The following is a 22,409-nucleotide window of genomic DNA, read 5'->3' as shown; positions in this document are numbered from 1 at the left end:
CGCATCCTGGGGCGTACGGTCCTCAGGGGGCGCATCGGAGGGGCGCGCCCAGGGTCCTTCGGGATTCCGCAGGGTCTTCAGGGGCGGGTGGCCCACTCGTAGCGGTGCTCCGGGCGGCCCGCGTCGCCGTACTTGAGGGTCAGCCGGGCCCGTCCCGTGCGTTCCAGGAGCTTCAGATAGCGCTGGGCGGTCTGGCGGCTCAGGCCGGTCCGCTCGGCGATCTCCTGGGCGGACAGCGCGCCCTCGGCGGTCATCAGGGCACGGCGTACGAGCTCGGTGGTGGTGGCGGAGTGGCCCTTGGGCAGGTCGGGCTCGCCGCCCGCCGAAAGCGCGCCGAAAATGCGGTCCACCTCGGCCTGTTCGGCCTCGCCGCCGCCGTCCAGGGTGCGGCGCAGCTCCGCGTACGCCTCCAGCTTGGATCGCAGTCCGGCGAACGCGAATGGCTTGACCAGGTACTGGAGCGCGCCGTGACGCATCGCCGCCTGGACGGTCGAGACGTCACGGGCCGCCGTCACCATGATCACGTCGGTCTGATGGCCCCGCCTGCGCATCTCCTGGACGACCACCAGGCCCGTGTCGTCCGGCAGATAGTGGTCCAGCAGGACCAGGTCCACGTGAGGCAGCGCCTCCAACTGGTGGAGGGCCTCGGCCGCGTTGTGGGCCACGCCGGCGACGTGGAAGCCGGCGACCTTCTCCACGTAGGCGGCGTTGACGCGGGCGACTCTGGTGTCGTCGTCCACGATCAGGACCTCGATCATCGCGACTCCTTCTCGGCGGCTGTGATGGCGGCTTCGGGCTCCTGCTCGGGGTCCTGCCGCCCGTGGAGGCCGGCGGCCGGCTCGTCGTCCCGAGCCGGCCCGTCGCCGGGTGCCGTAGAGGTAAGCGTCGGCCCGGTCCCGTGCGTCACCAGTCCCGGCTCCGCGAGGGCGTCGGGCAGGACGACGGTGAACTCCGCGCCCCCGCCCTCCGCCTCCGTGACGCGGGCGCTCCCGCCCTGCCGCTCGGCGAGACGACGTACCAGGGAGAGCCCGATGCCGCGCTCGCGGTGGGCCGGTGGCGTCTTCGTGGACCAGCCGTCCGTGAAGATCAACTCCCGCATGTCGGGCGGTACTCCGGGCCCGGTGTCGCGCACCCGGAGGATCGCCGTACGTCCCTCGGCGCGCAGATCGACCTCCACGCGCGCGTGCGGCGTGCCCGCGACGGCGTCCAGGGCGTTGTCGACGAGGTTGCCGACGACGGTGACCAGCCCACGGGGATCGATCAGCCGGTCCGGCAGCAGTGTGCCGCCCGCGACCGACAGGGCCACTCCGCGCTCGGCCGCGACGGTCGCCTTGCCGACCAGGACCGCGGCCAGCAGCGGATCGTGGATCTTCTCGGTGACCTGCTCGGCGGTCGCCCGGTGGTCGCCGACCACCTCGCCGACGAACTCCACGGCCTCGTCGTACAGCTCCAGTTCGAGCAGACCGAGGAGGGTGTGCATCCGGTTGGCGTGCTCATGGTCCTGGGCGCGCAGGGCGTCTATCAGCCCGCGCGTGGAGTCGAGTTCGCGGCCGAGCTGCTCCAGCTCGGTGCGGTCGCGCAGGGTGGCGACGGCGCCCCCGTCGTCGGTGGGCATGCGGTTGGTGACCAGCACCCGCTGACCGCGCACGGTCAGCAGATCGGTGCCCGTGACCCGCCCGGCCAGCACATCCGTCGTACGGCCGGGGCCCAGGGCGTCGTCGAGCGACCTGCCGACGACTTCGTCGCCTAGCCCGAGCAGCCGCTGTGCCTCGTCGTTCAGGAGGCGTACGCGGCCGGCGCGGTCCAGCGCGACCACGCCCTCCCGGATGCCGTGCAGCATCGCCTCGCGCTCCGCGAGCAGCCCCGCGATGTCGGAGAAGGCCAGGTCACGGGTCTGGCGGTGGACCCGCCGGGAGATCAGATAGGCGGCCAGCGCTCCGACGGCCATGGCGCCGCCGGCGTACGCCAGGAGCCCGGGGATCGCGTGGATCAGCCGGGCGCGCACGCTGTCGTACTCGATACCGACCGAGACGGCGCCGACGATCTTCCCGTCGGCGTCGCGCAGCGGCACCTTGCCGCGGGCGGAACGCCCCAGCGTGCCCGAGTCGATCTCCATGACCTCGTTCCCCGCCAGGGCGCGGCGCGGGTCCGTGGAGACCGTCCGACCGATCTCCGCCGGGTCGGTGTGTGACCAACGGGTCCCGTGGGTGTCCATCACGACCACGTACTCGGCCCCGCTGGCCTTCCGGATGCGCTCGGCCTCGACCTGCACCGGGCCGTTCACGGACGGCGCCGAGGACACCAGGTCCTCGGCGATCTGCGGCTGGGCCGCCGTCGTCTGCGCTATCGCCAGGGCCCGGCGCATCGCCTGGTCGTCCAACTGGTCGCTGAGCGGAGCGAGGAACAGCCCGGTCGCGAGGACGGCGACACCGGCGGCGATCGCCACCTGCATCAGCAGAACCTGCGAGAACACCCGCCGCGGCATACCGAGTCGCAGGCGGCGTGCGGGGGGAGTGGGGCTCATACCCACGACGGTACGTGGGGGGAGTGGGCCGGTCGTAGTGGGGTGTGGCGCGGATCTCAGGTGCGAAGCGTTTGCGCGGCGAGGTGGCCGGGCGGCCAAGCGGCCAGAGCAGGGGAGCAGGGGAGCAGGGGTAGCCGGTGGCCGGGCGGCCGGTGCGGTCGCTGATGGCCTTTGGGGGCCTTCGCGGAACCTTGGGGGGCTCGGGTGGCTTTCGGGGGACGTCAGCCCGTCACTGCCGCCGGGGAGAGTTCTCGTACGGCCACGACGTCCATCCGGGCCGGGGAGCCCAGCGGCGATCCGCAGCTCTCCGGGCGGGGCGGCTCGGCGGCGCCCTGGGCGACCGTGACGCTCCAGAGACGACCGTCGGCGTGCGCGACGGTCACCTCCCAGCGCGGGCTCCTGCCCGTCGTGCCGACCACATCCAGCACGTCGGCGGCTGCTTCGCCGATGGCCGCACGCACCGCCAGTTCGGCCGCCTGGCCGGGGCGCTCCCAGGCGGAGCTCCCACGGCACCCCTCGGTGACCACGCGTCCCTCCCGTACGCCGTGCAGGACCTCCTTGACGTGATGGGCCTCGGCGCGGCCGTACACGTAGCCGAAGGGCAGGACGAGGAGGGTGGGGGAGAAGCGGTGGCCACCCAGATGGGTGACCTCCCAGGTGCCCTCGACTCCGGAGGCGGCCAACTCGGCGGCGAGCGGTCGGCCGAGGAGGGCGCAGCAGCGGTCGCGCTTGCCGTTGGTGCAGACGAACGCGAGGGGGTCGCGGGTGTGGGGCCGACCCCGCAGGACCGTTCCGAAGGTGTGATGGTCGCCCCTGCCGAGGGCGGCGAAGTCGAGGTCGAGGAGCCGCTCGGGGTCGGACGTCGTCGCGCTGTGCAGCCAGGTGTTTCCGGGCACGGTGTGGGCCGCGTACACCTGGCGCTCGCGGACCTCTCGGCAGTCCGCGTGGCGGCCGGGACGCCGGATGAGCGCCACGCGTACGCCGGTGCCCTCCGCCGCGGCTTCGAGGGCACGGCCGAGCACGGGGTCCAGGTGGCTCGAAGTGAGCGCCTTGACGCCCCAGGGGCCCGGCTGCTCCAGCAGCAGCCATGTCCTCGCCGTGGCGGCGGTCCCCGCGAGAGGCTCGTCGAGGTGCCGGGACGCGGATGTGCACGTACTCACAGAGGTGAGCCTAACCTGACTTCCCTGCGAACGACTTTCGGGTGGGCCGAAGGGGTCCCTGCCGGGTCCACAAGCCACGCATTCGGGCCCCGGACTCTGCGCGCGCGTGGATCGGGCGATCGAGCAATACCTGACGGGTCCCCTCCACGGCGGCGCCCCGAGCCGTGCCCTGGACATCCTGGACGCCATCGGGACCCCGGTCGCATCGCCCCCTGGATCCGCGAACGTGTTCACGCCGGCGACCGCATCATCGGCTTCGGGCACCCCGTCTACCGCACCGAGGAGCCCCGCTCCCGCATGCTCCGTGGCATCGCCGAGCACGCGCCCCTGCACACCAACGTCGAGTTCTACGCGGGCGTCGTCATGGAACTCTGCGGTCTGCCACGCGAGGTGTTCACCCCCACCTTCGCGGCCGCCCCGGAGCAGGCAGAGGACTCGAAGATCATCCGCCCCGCGGCACGGTATGTGGGGCCGGGGGCGCCGGAGGCGGTGACGGCGGGATGAGGATGTCGGGGCAGTCAGTGGTCGGCCGTGCGGGGAAGTCGGCAGGGAAACGGTCCGGGACATGGCGATGCCCCGGACCGTCACCTGGCGGGGTCAGGCGTCGGGGATGTCCGTCTTGGCGCGGATGAGGGTTTCGCGGCTGATGACGACGATGCGTTCGTAGTCCGCGCGCGCTGCGTCGGGCGGCAGTTCGCTGTCGAGGGTGGTGGTGGCTTCCGTACCGATGACGGCGAAGTTTCCGTCGCTGAGTTCGAAGATGTCGGGGCAGGTCTGGCCCGTGGCGCTGCCGCGCTCCTTGGGCGAGGCGCCGACTCGACGCACGATCTTCAAATCCGGTTCCTAGGGCAATCGAGCGGGGTGGACCCACATGTGCGCGGAACGCTGCGGGCTGATGGCCCGTCTCGCGTCCGGTCAATTCAAGAGCGGGCCCACGGATGCTCATGAAAGGGCTGCTGCCTCGGGTGGGGATCTGCAGCCCTACGCCGCACATGCAATGACCTGAGCAGGATGTTCCTCCTGCGCAGGATGCGGGCAGAGTACCGGTCGCGCCGTCCGAACGTCTCGTTGAACGAAGGGACTTGGGGGTGAATCACTCGCTCGGCGGTTGCCCTATGACCCACCACTCCTCACTGTCCTCCTGATCCTCGACCAGGTTGTTCATGTCCTCCACCAGACCGTTCATCATCTCGCCCAGCACCGCTTCGTCGGATGTGTCCGGCAGGCTCTCCCGGTGATGACGGGTGGCGGCCCAGTAGTCCCGGAAGATCTTGTTGCGGGACATCACCCGCAGGTGTCCGTACAGTTCCGCCAGACTGAGCGCGCCGATGCGATGGAAGTGCAGTGCGTTGACGTAGAGGGCGTTGGCGAAGAGGTACTGGCGCTGCCGCTCCGGTGGGATGTCGCTCTCGTAGGTGTCGAGCACGGCGGCCAGGGCTGGGTCGGCCATGGCCTTGCACAGCAGGTCGAAGTGGAGCCGGTGCTGCTCGGCGAGCGCGGCGCGCTTGCGCTGTCGGGAGCTTCGCTCCGCCAGGGCGTGGGCGGCTGACGCGAGCCCCTGCCTTGCGGCCGAGCCAAGCCTCCGTATCCCGAAGTTCTGTGTGGCCATGTCAACCCCCGGTTCAGGCAGCCGTCCGCCGGTCGTCGGGTTCGGGGCGACAGGGGTGGGACCGGCGAGCGGTGGGCGGCGCTTGCCGTCTCCCAGTGTTGCCGAGCGGCGCCGGTCGGCTGGGAGGCGGAGAGGAGGCGCACGGAGGGATGCGTGGGTCGCGCGAACGGGCGCCATGCCAAACGTGTGCCCCTCGGGCGCCGCCAACAATCGTTCACTCGACGGGGCGCTCGCCCCCACTCGTATCCTGGTGCGGCATTCCATGGACGTACGAGAGCTGCGGCGTTCCGGTGAGAGCCGGTCCATGAGCCGCCCTCGTGCGGTGGCCGGCCGTGCGCCGGCGCACGCAACGGTGTGAGAGAGGGCGCGTGTTGAGCCAGTCGTCGGGTCCGACCCCGAGTTCCCGTCCGAATGCGCAGGGGGAGCCCGCGTGCCCCATGCCTCGGGCCGCAGCCGCTCCGCGGCAGATCCCCGTCGTCGTCCTCGCCGGGTTCCTCGGTTCCGGGAAGACCACCCTGCTCAATCATCTTCTCCATCGCAGCGGCGGCAGCCGTATCGGTGCTGTCGTCAATGACTTCGGGGCGATCGAGATCGACGCGATGGCCGTGGCCGGGGCGCTCGGGGATTCGACCGTCTCGCTGGGCAACGGATGCCTGTGCTGTGCCGTCGACGTCAGTGAGCTGGATGTCTATCTGGAGCGGCTGGCCGAACCCTCCGCCGGGATCGATGTCATCGTCATCGAGGCCAGCGGGCTCGCCGAGCCGCAGGAGCTCGTGCGGATGGTGCTGGCCAGCGAGAATCCCCGGGTGGTGTACGGCGGCCTGGTCGAGGTCGTCGACGCGGCCGAGTTCCTCGAGACCAGGCAGCGGCATCCCGAGATCGATCGGCATCTCGCCATCGCGGACCTCGTCGTCGTCAACAAGCTCGACCGGGCCGAGGACGGCGAGGGCGTGCTCTCGCTCGTCCGCTCGCTCAGCGACCGTGCGGCCGTCGTGCCCGCCACCTACGGGCGCGTCGATCCCGAGTTCCTCTTCGACTGCCGGCCCTCCGAGGAGCGCATCGGCCAGCTCTCCTTCGACGACCTCCATCGGCATGAGCACGCCGAGGCGGAGGGGGAGGACCACATCGGGCATCTGCACACCGGCTACGACAGCGTCGCCTTCGTCTCCGACGTGCCGATCGCTCCCCGGCGGCTCATGGACTTCCTGGACGGGAGGGCCGACGGCCTCTACCGCATCAAGGGGTACGTCGACTTCGGGCCGCACGACCCCCGGAACCGCTACGCCGTGCATGCCGTCGGGCGGTTCCTGCGGTTCTATCCCGAGCCGTGGCCGGAGGGCGAGCAACCCCGGCTCAGCCAACTCGTGCTCATCGGGGCAGGTATCGACGCCCCCGCCCTGAACAAGGAGCTGGAGGCGTGCAAGGACGACGCCCCACACGCCGACGAACACAGCATGTGGGGCGTCCTTCGCTACGTACAGGAGGCGGCGGCCGAGGAACCCGAGGCCTCCTACGACAACCTGTGAGGGCCCGCGCTCACACCGGCCCCGCCACCGACGACACCGTCTTGCCCAGGGACACCCCCGAGCCGTCGCGGCGCGGGTCGATCTCCGGGAGGTCGGCCGGCATGCCGTTCTTCTGGGCGGCGCGGGCCGGGACCGGGCCCGCCCAGGCGATGGACAGGCAGTCCTCGCCCCTGAGGAACCGCTGGCAGCGCACGCCCCCCGTGGCGCGGCCCTTGCGCGGGTACTGGTCGAAGGGGGTGACCTTCGCCGTGGTCTGGACGGAGTCGTCCAGAGTGCCGCGCGAACCGGCGACGGTGAACACCACCGCGTCCGCCGCCGGGTCCACGGCCGTGAAGGAGATGGCCTTCGCGCCCTCGGTGAGCTTGATGCCGGCCATCCCACCGGCCGGGCGGCCCTGCGGGCGGACCTGCGAGGCCTGGTAGCGCAGCAACTGGGCGTCGTCCGTGATGAAGACCAGGTCCTCCTCGCCGGTGCGCAGCTCGACGGCGCCGACGATCCGGTCGCCCTCCTTGAGCGTGATGACCTCCAGCTCCTCCTTGTTGGACGGGTAGTCGGGGACCACACGCTTGACGACACCCTGCTCGGTGCCGATGGCCAGTCCGGGCGACGACTCGTCGAGCGTCGTCAGACAGATGACCGTCTCGCCGTCCTGGAGGGAGAGGAACTCCGCGAGCGGGGCACCGCCCGAGAGGTTGGGGGCCGTCGCCGTGTCGGGCAGCTGGGGCAGGTCGATCACGTTCAGGCGCAGGAGGCGGCCCGTGGAGGTCACCGCGCCCACCTCGCCACGGGCCGTCGCCGGGACGGCGGAGACGATGACGTCGTGCTTGGTGCGCTTGGCGTCCTCGCCCGCCGTGAAGGGCTCGCCATTGGCCGTACGGGCCAGCAGGCCCGTCGAGGACAGCAGCACCCGGCACGGGTCGTCCGCCACCTGCAGCGGAACGGTGGCCACCTGCGTGCCCGAGGACTCCAGCAGCACCGTCCGGCGCTCGGTGCCGAACTTCTTGGCCACCGCCGCCAGTTCGCCGGAGACCAGCTTGCGCAGCTCCGCGTCCGAGTCCAGGATCCGGGTGAGCTCCGCGATCTCGGCGTTGAGCCGGTCCTTCTCGGACTCCAGCTCGATGCGGTCGAACTTGGTGAGGCGGCGCAGCGGGGTGTCGAGGATGTACTGCGTCTGGATGTCCGACAGGGAGAAGCGCTCCATCAGGCGCTCCTTGGCCTGAGCGGAGTTCTCGCTGGAGCGGATCAGCCGGATGACCTCGTCGATGTCCACCAGCGCGGTGAGCAGACCCTCGACCAGGTGGAGACGGTCGCGCTTCTTGCCGCGGCGGAACTCCGAGCGGCGCCGGACGACCTCGAAGCGGTGGTCGAGGTAGACCTCCAGGAGCTCCTTGAGGCCCAGGGTGAGGGGCTGGCCGTCGACCAGGGCCACGTTGTTGATGCCGAAGGACTCCTCCATCGGCGTCAGCTTGTAGAGCTGCTCCAGGACGGCCTCGGGCACGAAGCCGTTCTTGATCTCGATGACGAGACGCAGACCGTGCTGGCGGTCGGTGAGGTCCTTGACGTCGGCGATGCCCTGCAGCTTCTTCGAACCGACCAGGTCCTTGATCTTGGCGATCACCTTCTCCGGGCCGACGGTGAACGGCAGTTCGGTGACGACCAGACCCTTGCGGCGGGCCGTCACGTTCTCCACGGCCACCGTGGCGCGGATCTTGAAGGTGCCGCGGCCCGTCTCGTACGCGTCCCTGATCCCGGAGAGACCGACGATCCGGCCGCCCGTGGGCAGGTCGGGGCCCGGGACGTGCCGCATCAGCGTGTCCAGGTCGGCGTTCGGGTGCCTGATGAGGTGGCGGGCGGCCGCGATGACCTCGCTCAGGTTGTGCGGCGGCATGTTGGTGGCCATACCGACGGCGATGCCGGACGCGCCGTTGACCAGCAGGTTCGGGAAGGCGGCGGGCAGCGCCACCGGCTCCTGCTCCTGGCCGTCGTAGTTGGGCGCGAAGTCGACCGTGTTCTCGTCGATCGACTCCGTCATCAGGCTCGTCGCGTCGGCCATCCGGCACTCGGTGTACCGCATGGCGGCCGGCGGGTCGTCGTTGCCCAGCGAGCCGAAGTTGCCGTGGCCGTCGACCAGGGGGAGCCGCATGGAGAAGGGCTGGGCGAGGCGCACCAGGGCGTCGTAGATCGAGGAGTCGCCGTGCGGGTGCAACTTACCCATGACCTCGCCGACGACCCGGGCGCACTTCACATAGCCGCGGTCGGGACGCAGGCCCATCTCGTTCATCTGGTAGACGATCCGGCGGTGCACCGGCTTCAGGCCGTCCCGGGCGTCCGGCAGGGCTCGGGAGTAGATGACCGAGTACGCGTACTCCAGGAAGGAGCCCTGCATCTCGTCGACGACGTCGATGTCGAGGATCCGCTCCTCGAACGAGTCGTCGGGCGGCGGGGTCTTCGTGCTGCGGCGGGCCATCGCTGCCGGCTCCTCTTTTTCTGGTCGCTCACCTACGGGGCGCTCACGTCTCCAGCTCACTCTCACCGAGATGTGAACGGGATCTGACGCGGACCATTGTGGACTGCCGCACTGACAACCCTGACACGGCCCGGCGCCGACCACCCGGCCCGGCCTCCCGGGCCGTCGTGTCAACAGCGTGCGCCGACCTTAACCAACCCTCGGCGGCCGCGACCACGGTCTCGCTCTCGGCGTACGGCGCCCGGGAACTTCTCCGGGGGTCCGCACGCTTGCATACAGTGGCAGGACCGGCAGGACAACAGCGGTTTTCACCGACCGCTCTCGCCATCGAAGGGACGTACATGCCCATGGGTCACACGGCCACAGCCGAGGCCGGCTCCGAAGGCCTGACAGTGAAGGAGCACCGCCTGGACAACGGCCTGCGCGTGGTGCTCTCCGAGGACCACCTGACCCCGGTCGCGGCGGTGTGCCTCTGGTACGACGTCGGCTCACGCCACGAGGTCGAGGGCCGTACGGGCCTCGCCCACCTCTTCGAGCACCTGATGTTCCAGGGCTCGAAGCAGGTCTCGGGCAACGGTCACTTCGAGCTGGTCCAGGGAGCCGGCGGTTCGCTGAACGGCACGACCAGCTGGGAGCGCACCAACTACTTCGAGACCATGCCCGCCCACCAGCTGGAGCTCGCGCTGTGGCTGGAGGCCGACCGCATGGGCAGCCTGCTGATCGCGCTCGACCAGAAGAACCTGGACAACCAGCGGGACGTCGTCAAGAACGAGCGCCGCCAGCGGTACGACAACGTGCCCTACGGCACCGTCTTCGAGAAGATCTTCCGCCTGGCCTACCCGGAGGGCCACCCCTACCGCCACACGCCCATCGGCTCGATGGACGACCTGTCGGCGGCCAGCCTGGAGGACGCCCAGCAGTTCTTCCGCACCTACTACGCGCCCAACAACGCCGTCCTCTCGATCGTCGGCGACATCGACCCGGACCAGACGCTCGCGTGGGTCGAGAAGTACTTCGGCTCCATCCCGGCGTACGACGGCAAGCCCGAGCCGCGTGACGGCACGCTCCCCGACATCATCGGCGAGCAGCTGCGCGAGGTCGTCGAGGAGAACGTGCCCGCGCGCGCGTTGATGGCCGCCTACCGGCTGCCCGAGGACGGCACGCGCGCGTGCGACGCCGCCGACCTGGCGCTCACGATCCTCGGCGGAGGCGAGTCCTCCCGTCTCTACAACCGGCTCGTCCGCCGTGACCGTACGGCCGTGACGGCCGGCTTCGGTCTGCTGCGCCTGGCCGGCGCGCCCTCCATGGCCTGGATGGACGTGAAGACCTCCGGTGACGTCGAGGTGCCCGTCATCGAGGCCGCCGTCGACGAGGAGCTCGCCCGGTTCGCCGCGGAGGGCCCCACGGCGGAGGAGATGGAGCGCGCCCAGGCCCAGTTGGAGCGCGAGTGGCTGGACCGGCTCGGTACGGTCGCGGGCCGCGCCGACGAACTGTGCCGGTTCGCGGTGCTGTTCGGCGACCCGAAGCTCGCCCTCACCGCCGTCGACCGCGTCCTCGACGTGACCGCCGAGGAGGTCCAGGAGATCGCCAAGGCGCGTCTGAGGCCCGACAACCGCGCGGTGCTCGTCTACGAGCCCGTCGACGGCGAGGAGGACGACACAGAGGAAGCCGCGGCGCAGGCCGCCGAAACCACCGACGAGACCGAGGAGTCGGCGAAGTGACCGAGCTCGCGACCATGGACTTCCACCCGCAGCCCCAGGCCGGCGAGGCCAGGCCCTGGGCGTTCCCGGCGCCCGAGCGCTCCACCCTCGACAACGGTCTGACCGTCCTGCGCTGCCACCGTCCCGGCCAGCAGGTCGTCGCCGTCGAGGTCCTCCTCGACGCGCCCCTGGACGCCGAGCCCGCCGGTCTCGACGGTGTGGCCACCATCATGACCAGGGCGTTCTCCGAGGGCACCGACAAGCACACGGCCGAGGAGTTCGCCGCCGAGCTGGAGCGCTGCGGCGCCACCCTCGACTCGCACGCCGACCACCCCGGCGTTCGGCTCTCCCTCGAAGTGCCCGTGTCGCGGCTGGCGAAGGCGCTCGGCCTGCTCGCCGACGCCCTCAGGGCCCCCGCGTTCGAGGACAGCGAGATCGAGCGGCTGGTGGCCAACCGGCTCGACGAGATCCCCCACGAGACCGCCAACCCGGGCCGCCGGGCCGCGAAGGAGCTCTCCAAGCAGCTGTTCCCGGCCGACTCGCGCATGTCGCGCCCCCGCCAGGGCACCGAGGAGACCGTCGAGGGCATCGACTCCGCGGCCGTACGCGCCTTCTACGAGAAGCACGTACGCCCCGCGACGGCCACCGCCGTGGTCGTCGGCGACCTCACCGGCGTCGACCTCGACACGGTGCTCGGCGAGACCCTGGGCGCCTGGACCGGCTCCCCGGCCAAGCCGCGACCGGTGCCGTCCGTGACCGCCGACGACACCGGGCGGGTGATCATCGTGGACCGCCCCGGCTCCGTCCAGACCCAACTGCTCATCGGCCGGGTGGGCGCCGACCGGCACGACCGCGTGTGGCCGGCCCAGGTGCTCGGCACGTACTGCCTCGGCGGCACCCTCACCTCCCGTCTGGACCGCGTCCTGCGCGAGGAGAAGGGCTACACCTACGGCGTGCGCGCGTTCGGCCAGGTGCTGCGCTCCGCACCCGACGGCTCGGGCACCGCGATGCTCGCCATCAGCGGCTCCGTGGACACACCCAACACCGGACCGGCGCTCGACGACCTGTGGACGGTGCTGCGCACCCTCGCCGCCGAGGGTCTGACCGACGCCGAGCGCGACGTCGCCGTGCAGAACCTCGTCGGGGTCGCCCCCCTCAAGTTCGAGACGGCCGCCGCCGTGGCGAGCACGCTGGCCGACCAGGTCGAGCAGTACCTGCCGGACGACTACCAGTCGACGCTCTACCGCCAACTCGCCGCCACGGGCACGGTGGAGGCCACGGCCGCCGCCGTGAGCGCCTTCCCGGTGGACCGTCTGGTGACCGTCCTCGTCGGCGACGCCGCGCAGATCGAGGAGCCGGTCAGGGCCCTCGGCATCGGCCAAGTCACCGTCGTACCGGCCGAGTAGAAACCGGGCAGAACGACGCGCGTCTCCGGGGCCCTGGTGACTGAAGAGTCGCCAGGGCCCTCGTTTGTCCCTATTGATGGGGGAGGTTGCACGTCTGCCCTGTGGCGTACGCCTCAAAACCCGTGATCCGTTTGTTATTTCGAAGACGGCGCCCTTAGCGTCGGTCCGGCTGTTCGTCAGCAGTCCGCCGCAGCCGCGGCACCGGACAGTCATCGCCGAGTCCCCGCATGGCGCGAGCCAGGGGAGCCGGGGACCCACCGCAGTCCCTGGGGTGAATCGGGTGCCCTTCGCGAAGCGACGCGAAACGGGGGGCAGCCGTAGGAGACCTTCCTGCTCCGAACCCGTCAGCTAACCCGGTAGGCGAGAGGGAAGGAAAGGACCAGCCACTTCATGGCGTTCACCCGCGCCCCCGGGAAGCACCGCCGTCCCGGCCGTGTGAAGCGCGCGACCACGAGGAACGTGGGCGTCGCCGCTCTCACCACCACCGGTGTCATCGGCACCCTGGCAGCCCCCGCGCTCGCCGCGGAGGAGCCCGCCGTCGAGCAGACCGGTCTCAACCAGATCATCACCCTCGGCGACACGGTCGCCGACCAGGTCGACGCCCAGGCCGCCGCCCAGCAGCAGGCCGCCGAGGTCGCCGAGATCAAGAAGAAGGCGCAGGAGGAGGCCCGCAAGGCAGCCGCCGAGAAGGCCGAGCAGGAACGTGCCGCCGCCAAGGAGCGCGAGGAGATCAAGGCCCGCGCCGCCCGTGCGGCCGAGCGCGAGCGCCTCAACTCCTATGTCGCGCCCATCAGCGGCTCGTACATCTCCACCGGCTACAAGGCCGGCGGCGCCGTCTGGTCCTCCGGCAGCCACACCGGCGTCGACTTCCACGCGGCCTCCGGCACCGCCGTCCTCGCGGTCGGCTCCGGCACTGTCGTCGAGGCGGGCTGGGGTGGCGCGTACGGCAACAACATCGTCATCAAGATGAACGACGGCACGTACACGCAGTACGGCCACCTGTCGTCCATCGGCGTCTCCGTCGGCCAGACGGTCACCCCCGGCCAGCAGATAGGCCTCTCCGGGGCGACCGGCAACGTCACCGGCGCGCATCTGCACTTCGAGGCCCGGACGACCGCCGAGTACGGCTCGGACATCGACCCCGCCGCGTACCTGCGCTCGCACGGCGTGAACATCTGACGCCTCGCTCAGCTCTTCCCGGAAGGCCCTGGCTCACCGAGCCGGGGCTTTCCGCGTTGTGACGTACTCCTTGTCCGTTGTGACACACCTCCTGTCCAAAAAATATCCATGGATTCCGGTCCGCCATCGGAAATTCCGGCTCGCTGCAATAGAGTCACTGGAACACACGTCAATCATCGACGTTTCACGGGGATTAAGGCGGAGGTCGGTCATGCGTATTCCGGCGCACTCGGTATGCACGGCTATCCGCGACGACATCGTCGCGGGTGTCTACGAGCGCGGCAGCCGCCTCACCGAGGAACTGCTCGCGCGCCGGTACGGCGTCAGCCGGGTCCCCGTGCGTGAGGCGCTGCGCACGCTGGAGGCGGAAGGGTTCGTGGTGACCCGTCGGCACGCGGGCGCGTGCGTCGCCGAGCCGACCGAGCAGGAGGCCGCCGACCTGCTGGAGATGCGCATGCTGCTGGAGCCGCTGGGCGCCGCCCGCGCCGCCCAGCGCCGTACGGAGGCACACCTCAAGGTGCTGCGCGGCCTGGTCAGGCTGGGCCAGGAGCGGGCCAGGCGGGGCAACAGCGAGGATCTGCGCTCCCTGGGCGGCTGGTTCCACGAGACGCTCGCACAGGCGTCCGGCAGCCCCGCGCTGACCTCGACACTCGCCCAGCTGCGGCACAAGATCGCCTGGATGTACGCGGTCGAGGCGTCGGCCGACCCCGTGGAGTCCTGGGCGGAGCACGGCGGCATCGTGGACGCCGTCGCGCGTGGCGACAGCGAGCGGGCGCGAACGATCACCTCCCTGCACACCGAGCGCGCGACCGCCGCGCACCGGCTCCGCTTTCCCGCCGCCGGCGGGGCGGAGCGGCCGGATCGTGTGAGGACTTCGCAACACCCTGTAAACATGCCAAGCCTGCGGCATTAACACGGGAGCCGTATACAAAGAGAGCGGAATTTCGAGGGGCATTTTTCCTGCTGCCCGCAGAACGGAAATGCGAAGGGCCCGCCCGATAAATCGGACGAGCCCTTCGACGTGTGTGCGGGTGGCCTTTCAGGCCTTTTCCGCTTTCTCTAGCGGGTCATTCAGACCGTCTCGGGGAGCTCTTCGAGCCCCTCCGCCACGAGCTTGGCCAGACGGTCCAGCGCGATGTCCGCGCCCTCGGCGTCGGAGGCGAGCACGATCTCCTCGCCGCCCTGGGCGCCGAGGCCCAGAACCGCCAGCATGGAGGCCGCGTTGACGGGGTTCCCGTCGGCCTTGGCGATCGTCACGGGGATACCGGAGGCCGTGGTGGCCCGGACGAAGATGGATGCGGGGCGGGCGTGGAGGCCCTCGGCCCAGCCGACGTTGACGCGGCGCTCAGCCATGTGATGCTGCCCTTCAGGTTTCTCTGGTACCTCGAAGAGGTCTAGACCGGGTTGTCTAGACCAGTTTCCCATATGGTGAAGCGGGCCGGAACGGGGCCCACGGCCTGACCGCGAACCGGCTGTCGTGCTTCTGTTGTGCTTCCCCAGACTGCCTCGCGCCGTTGTCGGACGCGAGCCGTACTCTGGGGCCCATGCAGACCTCGTCGGACCGGCACGAGTACCCCGCCCACTGGGAGGCCGACGTGGTGCTGCGCGACGGCGGCACCGCACGCATCAGGCCCATCACCGTTGATGACGCCGAGCGTCTCGTCAGCTTCTACGAGCAGGTCTCGGACGAGTCGAAGTACTACCGCTTCTTCGCGCCGTACCCTCGCCTGTCCGCCAAGGACGTCCACCGCTTCACGCACCACGACTTCGTGGATCGGGTGGGGCTCGCCGCCACCGTCGGCGGCGAGTTCATCGCCACCGTACGCTACGACCGCATCGACGCCGACGGAACGCCCGCGTCCGCCCCGGCGGACGAGGCCGAGGTCGCCTTCCTCGTCCAGGACGCGCACCAGGGCCGGGGCGTCGCCTCCGCCCTCCTCGAGCACATCGCCGCCGTCGCGCGGGAACGCGGCATCAGACGCTTCGCCGCCGAGGTGCTGCCGGCCAACACCAAGATGATCAAGGTGTTCACCGACGCGGGGTACCAGCAGAAGCGCAGCTTCGAGGACGGCGTCGTCCGCCTGGAGTTCGACCTGGAGCCCACCGACCGCTCCCTCGCCGTGCAGCGCGCGCGGGAGCAGCGCGCCGAGGCCAGGTCCGTCCAGCGGCTGCTCGCCCCCGGCTCGGTCGCCGTCGTCGGCGCGGGGCGCACGCCCGGCGGAGTCGGCCGCAGCGTGCTCGCCAACCTCCGGGACGCGGGGTTCACCGGACGGCTGTACGCGGTGAACAAGGCCCTCGGGGAGGACGAGAAGGAACTCGACGGGGTGCCCGCCCACCGGTCCGTCGCCGACATCGGGGGCCCCGTCGACCTCGCGGTCGTCGCCGTCCCGGCCGCCTACGTCCCCGAGGTCGTCGCCGAATGCGGCGAGCGCGGCGTCCAGGGGCTCGTGGTCGTCTCCGCCGGGTACGCCGAGAGCGGCCCCGACGGGCGCGCGCGCCAGCGTGAACTGGTGCGCCAGGCGCGCACGTACGGCATGCGCATCATCGGGCCGAACGCCTTCGGGATCATCAACACCGCCCCCGACGTACGGCTCAACGCCTCGCTCGCCCCCGAGACCCCGCGCTCCGGGCGCATCGGCCTCTTCGCCCAGTCCGGTGCCATCGGGATCGCCCTGCTGTCCCGGCTGCACCGGCGCGGGGGAGGGGTCACCGGGGTTACGGGCGTCTCGACCTTCGTGTCGTCCGGGAACCGCGCGGACGTCTCCGGGAACGACGTCCTCCAGTACTGGTACGAGGACCCCGACACCGATGTCGTGCTGATGTACCTGGAGTCCATCGGCAACCCGCGCAAGTTCACCCGCCTCGCCCGGCGCACGGCGGCCGTCAAGCCGCTCGTGGTGGTGCAGGGGGCGCGCCATGGTTCCGCGCCCCAGGGCCATGCCGTACGCGCCACCCGGCTGCCCCACACCACCGTCTCCGCGCTGCTGCGGCAGGCCGGGGTGATCAGGGTCGACACGATCACGGAACTGGTCGACGCGGGGCTGCTGCTGGCCCGGCAGCCGCTGCCGGCGGGGCCGCGGGTGGCGATCCTGGGGAACTCCGAGTCGTTGGGGTTGCTCACCTACGACGCGTGTCTCTCCGAGGGGTTGCGGCCGCTGCCCCCGCTGGACCTGACCACCGGAGCCTCGGCGCGGGACTTCTACGCGGCGCTGTCGCGGGCCCTGGCCGACGACTTGTGCGACGCGGTGGTGGTGACGGCGATACCGGCGCTGGGAGAGGCGTCGCCGGGCGACGCGGCCCTGGCGGAGGCCTTGCGGTCCGCGACGGCCGCGAACCCTTCGAAGCCGGTGCTGGTCGTGCACGTCGAGCTGGGTGGTCTGGCGGAGGCGCTGTCCGCTGCGGCCAGTACGGCACCACAGGCCGGTGACAAGGCGCCCGGCCCTGTCGGTGGCGCCCAGCCCCTCCCTCCCGCGGAGCGACCCTCCGCCGCGGTGGAGGAGCCTTCGCGGGCCGCCCCTTCCGAGGCGCACCTCATCCCCGCCTACCCCGCCGCCGAGCGGGCCGTCCGCGCGCTCTCCGAAGCCGTGCACTACGCGCAGTGGCGGCGGGAGGCGGCGGAGCCGGGGCGGGTGCCCGAGTACGAGGACATCGACGAGAAGGGTGCGGCCGAGCAGATCGACGCGCTGCTGGCCAGGGGCGAGGGGCTCACCCTCGGGCCGGAGGAGACGGTCGCGCTGCTCGCGCGGTACGGCATCCGCGTGCGGGAGGCGCGGCCCGCGCCCACACCCGACGAGGCCGTGGCGGCCGCGCGGACCATCGGCTACCCGGTGGCGCTCAAGACGACCGCTCCCCACCTGCGGCACCGCGCCGACCTGGGCGGCGTACGGCTCGACCTGGCCGACGAGGAGCAACTGCGGCGGGCCTACACGGAGTTGACGGAGTTGTTCGGAAGGCCGGAGGAGCTGCGGCCGGTCGTGCAGGGCATGGCCCCGCGCGGAGTGGACACGATCGTCCGGACCGTGGTCGACCCGGCGGCCGGTGCGGTGCTCTCCTTCGGGCTGGCCGGCCCCGCGTCGCAGCTGCTCGGTGACATGGCGCACCGCCTGATTCCGGTCACCGAACGGGACGCGGCCTCGCTGGTCCGGTCGATCCGGACGGCACCGCTCCTCTTCGGCTGGCGGGGCTCCGCCCCCGTCGACGTGGAGGCGCTGGAGGAGCTGCTGCTGCGGGTCTCCCGCCTGGTCGACGACCACCCGGAGGTCGTGGCGGTCTCCCTGGAGCCCGTCGTCGTCGCCCCGCACGGCCTGAGCGTGCTCGGCGCGACCGTACGGCTCGCGCGCCCGCCCGCCCGCGACGACCTCGGCCCGCGAACGCTTCCGGTGTACTGAGGAAACGCCGCTCCCGATGGACCGACGGCGGCGCGCGGGTGGCGTACGCACGGCGCGCGGGCCCGTGCATTGATCCGTCCACGACAGAACGGAGACGGCAGAGCGGTCCCTCGCAGTCAGTGCGCCACCGTAGGATGGACGTCATGGCCAAGACCAGTACGACGACCCAGGGGCTGCGTGCGGCGATCGAGCGCAGCGGCTACTACCCGGCCCTCGTGGCCGAGGCGGTGGAGGCCGCTGTCGGCGGCGAGGCCATCAAGTCGTACCTGGTCCATCAGGAGACGACGTTCGACGCGAACGAGGTCCGGCGGCACGTCACCGTCCTCGTCCTCACGGCCAACCGCTTCATCGTGAGCCACACCGACGAGCAGGCCGCGGACACCACCTCGCCGACGCCGTACGCCACGACGTCCACCGAGTCGGTGAAGCTCGGCCGGATCTCGTCGGTCGTCGTCAGCCGGGTCGTCGCCAACCCCGAGTCGTACACACCGGGCACCCTGCCCCGCGAGGTCGTACTGACCATCGGCTGGGGCGCCGTCTCCCGCATCGACCTGGAGCCCGCCGCCTGCGGCGACCCCAACTGCGAGGCGGACCACGGATACACGGGCAACTCGACGGCGGACGACCTCAGCCTGCGCGTCAGCGAGGCCGGGGACGGCCCCGAGACCGTGCGCCAGGCCCTCGCCTTCGCCCAGTCCCTCTCCGAGGCGACCGCGGACCCCGCCCGCTGATGGCACTGCCCACCTGGGACCACCCGGAGCCCCTCGCCGTCGGCTCCGCACCCGTGCCCGAGTACGGCGCGGGCTCGCTCGCCGACCTCCTGCCCACCCTGGCGTCGGGCATGGGAGTCCCCGGTACGACTGCCGTCATACAGGAACTGACGGCGGCCGACCGGAACTGCGTGTTCCTGATCGACGGCCTGGGCTGGGAGCAACTGAAGGCGCATCCGGACGAGGCGCCCTTCATGACCGCGCTGCTGGAGTCCTCGCGCGGCGGTACCGGCCGCCCCCTCACCGCGGGCTACCCCGCCACCACCGCGACCTCCCTCGCCTCCGTCGGCACCGGCCTGCCCCCGGGCGCGCACGGGCTGCCCGGCTACACGGTGCGCAACCCCGAGACCCAGGAGCTGATGAACCAGCTCCGCTGGCAGCCCTGGACGTCCCCGCGCGAGTGGCAGCCGTACCCCACGCTCTTCCAGCTCGCCGACGCGGCGGGTGTGCATACCGCCCAGGTCACCTCTCCGGCCTTCCAGAGCACCCCCCTCACCCAGGTCGCGCTGAGCGGCGGCACCTTCCACGGCCGCCTCTCCGGCGAGGACCGCATGGACGTGGCCGCCGAGCAACTGGCCGTGGGTGACCGCTCGTTGATCTACACGTACTACTCCGAGCTGGACGGCGCCGGCCACCGCTACGGCGTCGACTCGGACGCCTGGCGCGGCCAGCTGATGCACGTCGACCGGCTGGTGCAGCGCCTGGCGGAGCAACTCCCGCCGCGCACCGCCCTGTACGTGACGGCCGACCACGGCATGATCGACATCCCGTTCGACGAGCAGCACCGCATCGACTTCGACGAGGACTGGGAACTGCGCGCCGGGGTCGCCCTCCTGGGCGGCGAGGGCCGCGCCCGCCATGTCTACGCGGTGCGGGGTGCCGAGTCGGACGTCCTGACCTGCTGGCGCGAGGTGCTCGGCGAGCAGTTCTGGATCGCCTCCCGTGACGAGGCGATCGCGGCGGGCTGGTTCGGCCCCCGAATCGACGACCGTGTGTACGCCCGCATCGGCGACGTGGTCGCGGCGGCGCGCGACGACGTCCTGATCATCGCCTCCGAGCGTGAGCCCAAGGAGTCCGCGATGGTCGGCAACCACGGCTCGATGACCCCGGTGGAACAGCTCGTTCCCCTCCTCCAAGTACGCTCCTGAGGTCCGCCAGCCGGTCCCGTCGCCCCCTCGCCCTCCTCGCCGAAAGGTGTTCAACTCACCATGCCCGAGCTGGTGTTCTTCTCCGGAACCATGGACTGCGGGAAGTCGACGCTGGCCCTCCAGTTCGCGCACAATCGGTCGGCGAGGGGACTGCAGGGACTGATCTTCACTCGGGACGACCGTGCGGGGGAGGGCAAGCTCTCTTCACGGCTCGGTCTGGTGACAAACGCGGTCGAGGCGGTGCCGGGGATGGATCTGTATGCCTATGTCGTCGACCGGGTCTCTCAGGGCGGCAAGGTCGACTACTTGATCGTGGACGAGGCGCAGTTCCTGGCGCCGGAGCAGATCGATCAGTTGGCGCGGGTCGTGGACGACCTGAATCTTGATGTCTTCGCCTTCGGTATCACCACCGACTTCCGCACGAAGCTCTTCCCGGGCTCGCGGCGGCTGATCGAGCTGGCGGACCGGATCGAGACGCTGCAGGTGGAGGCGATGTGCTGGTGTGGGGCGCGTGCCACGCACAATGCCCGCACGGTGGATGGCGAGATGGTGGTGGAAGGTGAGCAGGTCGTTGTCGGTGACGTGAACGGTCTCGCCGCGGAAGTCGGCTACGAGGTGTTGTGCCGGCGGCACCATCGGCGCCGCATGACGAGCGCTTCCGCCCACGCCGGCGCGCTCTCGCCGGATGTCCTGCCGGTCGCCCCTGCCTGAGCGTCGCCGGCCGAAGAGGTCCTGGTTCACCGTGCCGTGGTCCGCAGGGCCGCTCCGTCCCCGCCTGTCCGGGCGCTGAGATGACGGGGGAACTCACTCGACGGTCAACTGGGGGAAGGGGACGACGAACATGCCGCCCGCCCGGACGAAGTCGGTCAGGCCGGCGGTGATGTCGTCCCGGAAGTTCCAGGCGAAGAGCACGCAGTAGTCCGTGCGCGCCCGGTCGAGGGTGTCGGTGGGCAGGACCGGGATGCCGGAGCCCGGGACATGGAAGCCGTGCTTGCGAGGGTTGTCGTCGACGATGCGGTCGATGGCGTCGTCGATGCCGGCCTGGGCCATCAACGTGACCGCACGGGCCGAGGCACCGTAGCCGGACAGGCGCTTGCCGCGTGCCCGCAGACCGTGGATGACGTCGTGCAGGCCGGTGTTGATCCGCCGGGTTCGTGCGGCGAAGTCGTGCAACAGGGTGCCATCGGTCAGGCCCGCGGCCTCCTCCCGGTGGAGCAGGTCCGTGACCGCGGGGGAGACGTCGGCGGGCCGCACGGTGTCGGCCGGGCGCAGCCAGCAGCGGATGGAACCACCCTGGGTGGGGACCTCCTCGACGTCGACGACGCTCAGGTCGTGGCGTTGCGCCGCGATCCGCAGCGCGTGCAGGGAGAAGTACGACATGTGCTCGTGGTAGATGAATTCGTACATGCCGGCGACGGCCATGGGGAGCAGGTGCGCCGCCTCCACCACGGCGTGTGCCGTCGGTTTCAGGAGTCGGCGGATGCCCCGCAGCGTGCCGGCCAGGTCGCCCACGTGCGCCAGCACGTTGTTGGCCAGGACCAGGTCCGCCGGGCCCTGTTCGGCGAGGATCTTCTCGGCGACCGAGTCGTCGAAGTGCGTGGCATGGGTGGGGACGCCGGACTCCTCGGCGTGACGGGCCAGGTCGACGGCCGGGTCGACGCCGAGCACCCGCATACCCGCGGCGGCGAACTCGCGCAACAGCGTGCCGTCATTGGAGCCGACCTCGACCACCGTCGCCCCGGGCGCCAGCCCGTGTCGGACGGTGAGCTTGTGGGCGAGCGCCCCGTAGTGCCGCAACAGACCGGGTGCGGCGCCGGTCGCGTACTTGTAGTCGCGGAAGAGGAGGTCCCGGTCCACCAGTTCGGCGAGCTGCACATGGGTGCAGGCGCCGCAGCGCACCAGCCGCAGCGGGAATCTCGTGCCACGCCGCGCCTCGTCCGCGGTGGGCGCGAGGGCGTTGGCCGGCGGGGTGGGACGCAGTTCCAGGACTCCCTCCAGTGCCTTCGAGTGGCACAGCAGGCAGGCTCCGGTGGCCGCGACGGCGGTTGACGGGTAGGTGATCATCCGTCCCTCCGGCTGTGCAGTTCGCCGATGCCCTTCAAGTAGGGGGCGACCTCGGGGCGTTCCTCCAGGGGGGCGACGCGGACGATCTCGTCCTCGTAGCGCCGGCCGCGGCGGTCCCAGTCCGAGAGCGCCACGAAGACGGTGTGCTCCGGGAAGACGGTGGTGTGCGGGACGCCCTTGGGGCTGATCACCGACTCGCCGGGGCCGACCTCGGCCACCGAGATCCTGTGGTCGGCGTCCTCCTCGATGTAGATCATGCGGCCGGACACCACATACATGAGGTGGCTCTCGTTGAGGTGGTAGTGGTTGCCGCGTACGGCACCGGTCTCCGACTCGATGACCATCGTTCCGGCCGTGTCGAAGTGGGGCAGCGCGGTGATCCGGCCGCGGAGGTCGGCGTGCACGGCCTCCGGAGGGATGATCTGCCGGGCGTCGGAATCGGTGGGGTGCTGGCTGGACAACGGGGAT

18 protein-coding genes, 1 pseudogene and 1 riboswitch are annotated in these 22,409 nt (G+C 71.1%); of the genes and pseudogenes, 10 read left to right on the top strand and 9 right to left on the bottom strand.

What is annotated here, in order from left to right; all coding sequences use genetic code 11:
• Positions 1-77: 77 nt before the first annotated feature.
• The 3 genes from ACWD26_RS30420 to ACWD26_RS30410 all read right to left on the bottom strand — a co-directional run bounded on the left by ACWD26_RS30420 (position 78) and on the right by ACWD26_RS30410 (position 3,684).
• Positions 78-758, bottom strand: coding sequence for a response regulator (locus ACWD26_RS30420; RefSeq protein WP_451275162.1), 681 nt, complete (start codon positions 756-758; stop codon positions 78-80).
• Positions 755-2,524, bottom strand: a complete 1,770-nt coding sequence (locus ACWD26_RS30415; RefSeq protein WP_451275161.1) for an ATP-binding protein — start codon at positions 2,522-2,524, stop codon at positions 755-757. The genes ACWD26_RS30420 and ACWD26_RS30415 overlap by 4 nt, the downstream gene beginning before the upstream one ends.
• Positions 2,525-2,745: 221 nt before the next feature.
• Positions 2,746-3,684, bottom strand: a complete 939-nt coding sequence (locus ACWD26_RS30410; protein ID WP_451275160.1) for a sucrase ferredoxin — start codon at positions 3,682-3,684, stop codon at positions 2,746-2,748.
• A 130-nt stretch (positions 3,685-3,814) separates the two neighbouring features.
• Here ACWD26_RS30410 and ACWD26_RS30405 point away from each other — a divergent pair.
• Positions 3,815-4,188: pseudogene (locus ACWD26_RS30405) on the top strand (citrate/2-methylcitrate synthase); the annotation flags it as partial.
• Positions 4,189-4,281: 93 nt separating this feature from the next.
• On the opposite strand, the gene ACWD26_RS30400 reads toward ACWD26_RS30405, so the two are convergent.
• On the bottom strand, positions 4,282-4,518 hold the full coding sequence (locus ACWD26_RS30400) for a hypothetical protein (protein ID WP_451275159.1): 237 nt from the start codon (positions 4,516-4,518) through the stop codon (positions 4,282-4,284).
• A 259-nt stretch (positions 4,519-4,777) separates the two neighbouring features.
• On the bottom strand, positions 4,778-5,293 hold the full coding sequence (locus tag ACWD26_RS30395; protein ID WP_451275158.1) for a DUF6082 family protein: 516 nt from the start codon (positions 5,291-5,293) through the stop codon (positions 4,778-4,780).
• A 437-nt stretch (positions 5,294-5,730) separates the two neighbouring features.
• Between ACWD26_RS30395 and ACWD26_RS30390 the strand changes: the two genes are divergently transcribed.
• Entirely contained in the window at positions 5,731-6,819 is a 1,089-nt protein-coding gene (locus ACWD26_RS30390) for a CobW family GTP-binding protein (RefSeq protein ID WP_451275157.1), read from the top strand.
• 10 nt (positions 6,820-6,829) lie between these two features.
• On the opposite strand, the gene ACWD26_RS30385 is transcribed toward ACWD26_RS30390, so the two are convergent.
• The gene (locus ACWD26_RS30385) at positions 6,830-9,286 is read right to left on the bottom strand and encodes a DNA gyrase/topoisomerase IV subunit A (RefSeq protein WP_451275156.1); all 2,457 of its coding nucleotides are present in this window, start codon (positions 9,284-9,286) and stop codon (positions 6,830-6,832) included.
• A 347-nt stretch (positions 9,287-9,633) separates the two neighbouring features.
• Here ACWD26_RS30385 and ACWD26_RS30380 point away from each other — a divergent pair, with 347 nt between their 5' ends.
• The 4 genes from ACWD26_RS30380 to ACWD26_RS30365 all read left to right on the top strand — a co-directional run bounded on the left by ACWD26_RS30380 (position 9,634) and on the right by ACWD26_RS30365 (position 14,484).
• A complete protein-coding gene (locus ACWD26_RS30380) occupies positions 9,634-11,007 on the top strand; it encodes a M16 family metallopeptidase (RefSeq protein WP_451275229.1) in 1,374 nt (457 codons plus the stop codon).
• The gene (locus ACWD26_RS30375) at positions 11,004-12,392 is read left to right on the top strand and encodes a M16 family metallopeptidase (RefSeq protein ID WP_451275155.1); all 1,389 of its coding nucleotides are present in this window, start codon (positions 11,004-11,006) and stop codon (positions 12,390-12,392) included. The genes ACWD26_RS30380 and ACWD26_RS30375 overlap by 4 nt, the downstream gene beginning before the upstream one ends.
• 203 nt (positions 12,393-12,595) lie before the next feature.
• A riboswitch (cyclic di-AMP (ydaO/yuaA leader) is annotated at positions 12,596-12,770 on the top strand.
• Positions 12,771-12,782: 12 nt separating this feature from the next.
• Complete coding sequence (locus ACWD26_RS30370) at positions 12,783-13,571, top strand: M23 family metallopeptidase (protein WP_451275154.1); 789 nt, start codon at positions 12,783-12,785, stop codon at positions 13,569-13,571.
• A 211-nt stretch (positions 13,572-13,782) separates the two neighbouring features.
• Positions 13,783-14,484 carry a GntR family transcriptional regulator gene (locus tag ACWD26_RS30365; RefSeq protein ID WP_451275153.1) on the top strand — a complete coding sequence of 234 codons (702 nt, stop codon included), beginning with the start codon at positions 13,783-13,785 and terminating at the stop codon, positions 14,482-14,484.
• Positions 14,485-14,642: 158 nt separating this feature from the next.
• On the opposite strand, the gene ACWD26_RS30360 is transcribed toward ACWD26_RS30365, so the two are convergent.
• On the bottom strand, positions 14,643-14,924 hold the full coding sequence (locus tag ACWD26_RS30360) for an HPr family phosphocarrier protein (protein WP_451275152.1): 282 nt from the start codon (positions 14,922-14,924) through the stop codon (positions 14,643-14,645).
• A gap of 191 nt (positions 14,925-15,115) precedes the next feature.
• Between ACWD26_RS30360 and ACWD26_RS30355 the strand changes: the two genes are divergently transcribed.
• The 4 genes from ACWD26_RS30355 (at position 15,116) to ACWD26_RS30340 (ending at position 20,588) form a co-directional block, all read left to right on the top strand.
• Positions 15,116-17,959 (top strand): bifunctional acetate--CoA ligase family protein/GNAT family N-acetyltransferase, encoded by a 2,844-nt coding sequence (locus tag ACWD26_RS30355; RefSeq protein WP_451275151.1) that lies wholly within the window; start codon positions 15,116-15,118, stop codon positions 17,957-17,959.
• Positions 17,960-18,102: 143 nt separating this feature from the next.
• Positions 18,103-18,690: a DUF5998 family protein gene (locus tag ACWD26_RS30350; protein WP_451275150.1), complete on the top strand. Its 588-nt coding sequence runs from the start codon at positions 18,103-18,105 to the stop codon at positions 18,688-18,690.
• Complete coding sequence (locus ACWD26_RS30345; protein ID WP_451275149.1) at positions 18,690-19,877, top strand: alkaline phosphatase family protein; 1,188 nt, start codon at positions 18,690-18,692, stop codon at positions 19,875-19,877. Before ACWD26_RS30350 ends, ACWD26_RS30345 begins: the two co-directional genes overlap by 1 nt.
• A 60-nt stretch (positions 19,878-19,937) precedes the next feature.
• The gene (locus tag ACWD26_RS30340; RefSeq protein WP_451275148.1) at positions 19,938-20,588 is read left to right on the top strand and encodes a thymidine kinase; all 651 of its coding nucleotides are present in this window, start codon (positions 19,938-19,940) and stop codon (positions 20,586-20,588) included.
• A gap of 93 nt (positions 20,589-20,681) precedes the next feature.
• On the opposite strand, the gene ACWD26_RS30335 is transcribed toward ACWD26_RS30340, so the two are convergent.
• Together ACWD26_RS30335 and ACWD26_RS30330 are read right to left on the bottom strand one after the other, a co-directional pair.
• Positions 20,682-21,941, bottom strand: coding sequence for a class I SAM-dependent methyltransferase (locus ACWD26_RS30335; RefSeq protein WP_451275147.1), 1,260 nt, complete (start codon positions 21,939-21,941; stop codon positions 20,682-20,684).
• Positions 21,938-22,402, bottom strand: coding sequence for a cupin domain-containing protein (locus ACWD26_RS30330; protein ID WP_451275146.1), 465 nt, complete (start codon positions 22,400-22,402; stop codon positions 21,938-21,940). Before ACWD26_RS30330 ends, ACWD26_RS30335 begins: the two co-directional genes overlap by 4 nt.
• Positions 22,403-22,409 lie beyond the last annotated feature (7 nt).

The organism is Streptomyces sp. NPDC002787 (genome assembly GCF_053592095.1).
This window is presented reverse-complemented; position numbering and strand designations above follow the sequence as displayed.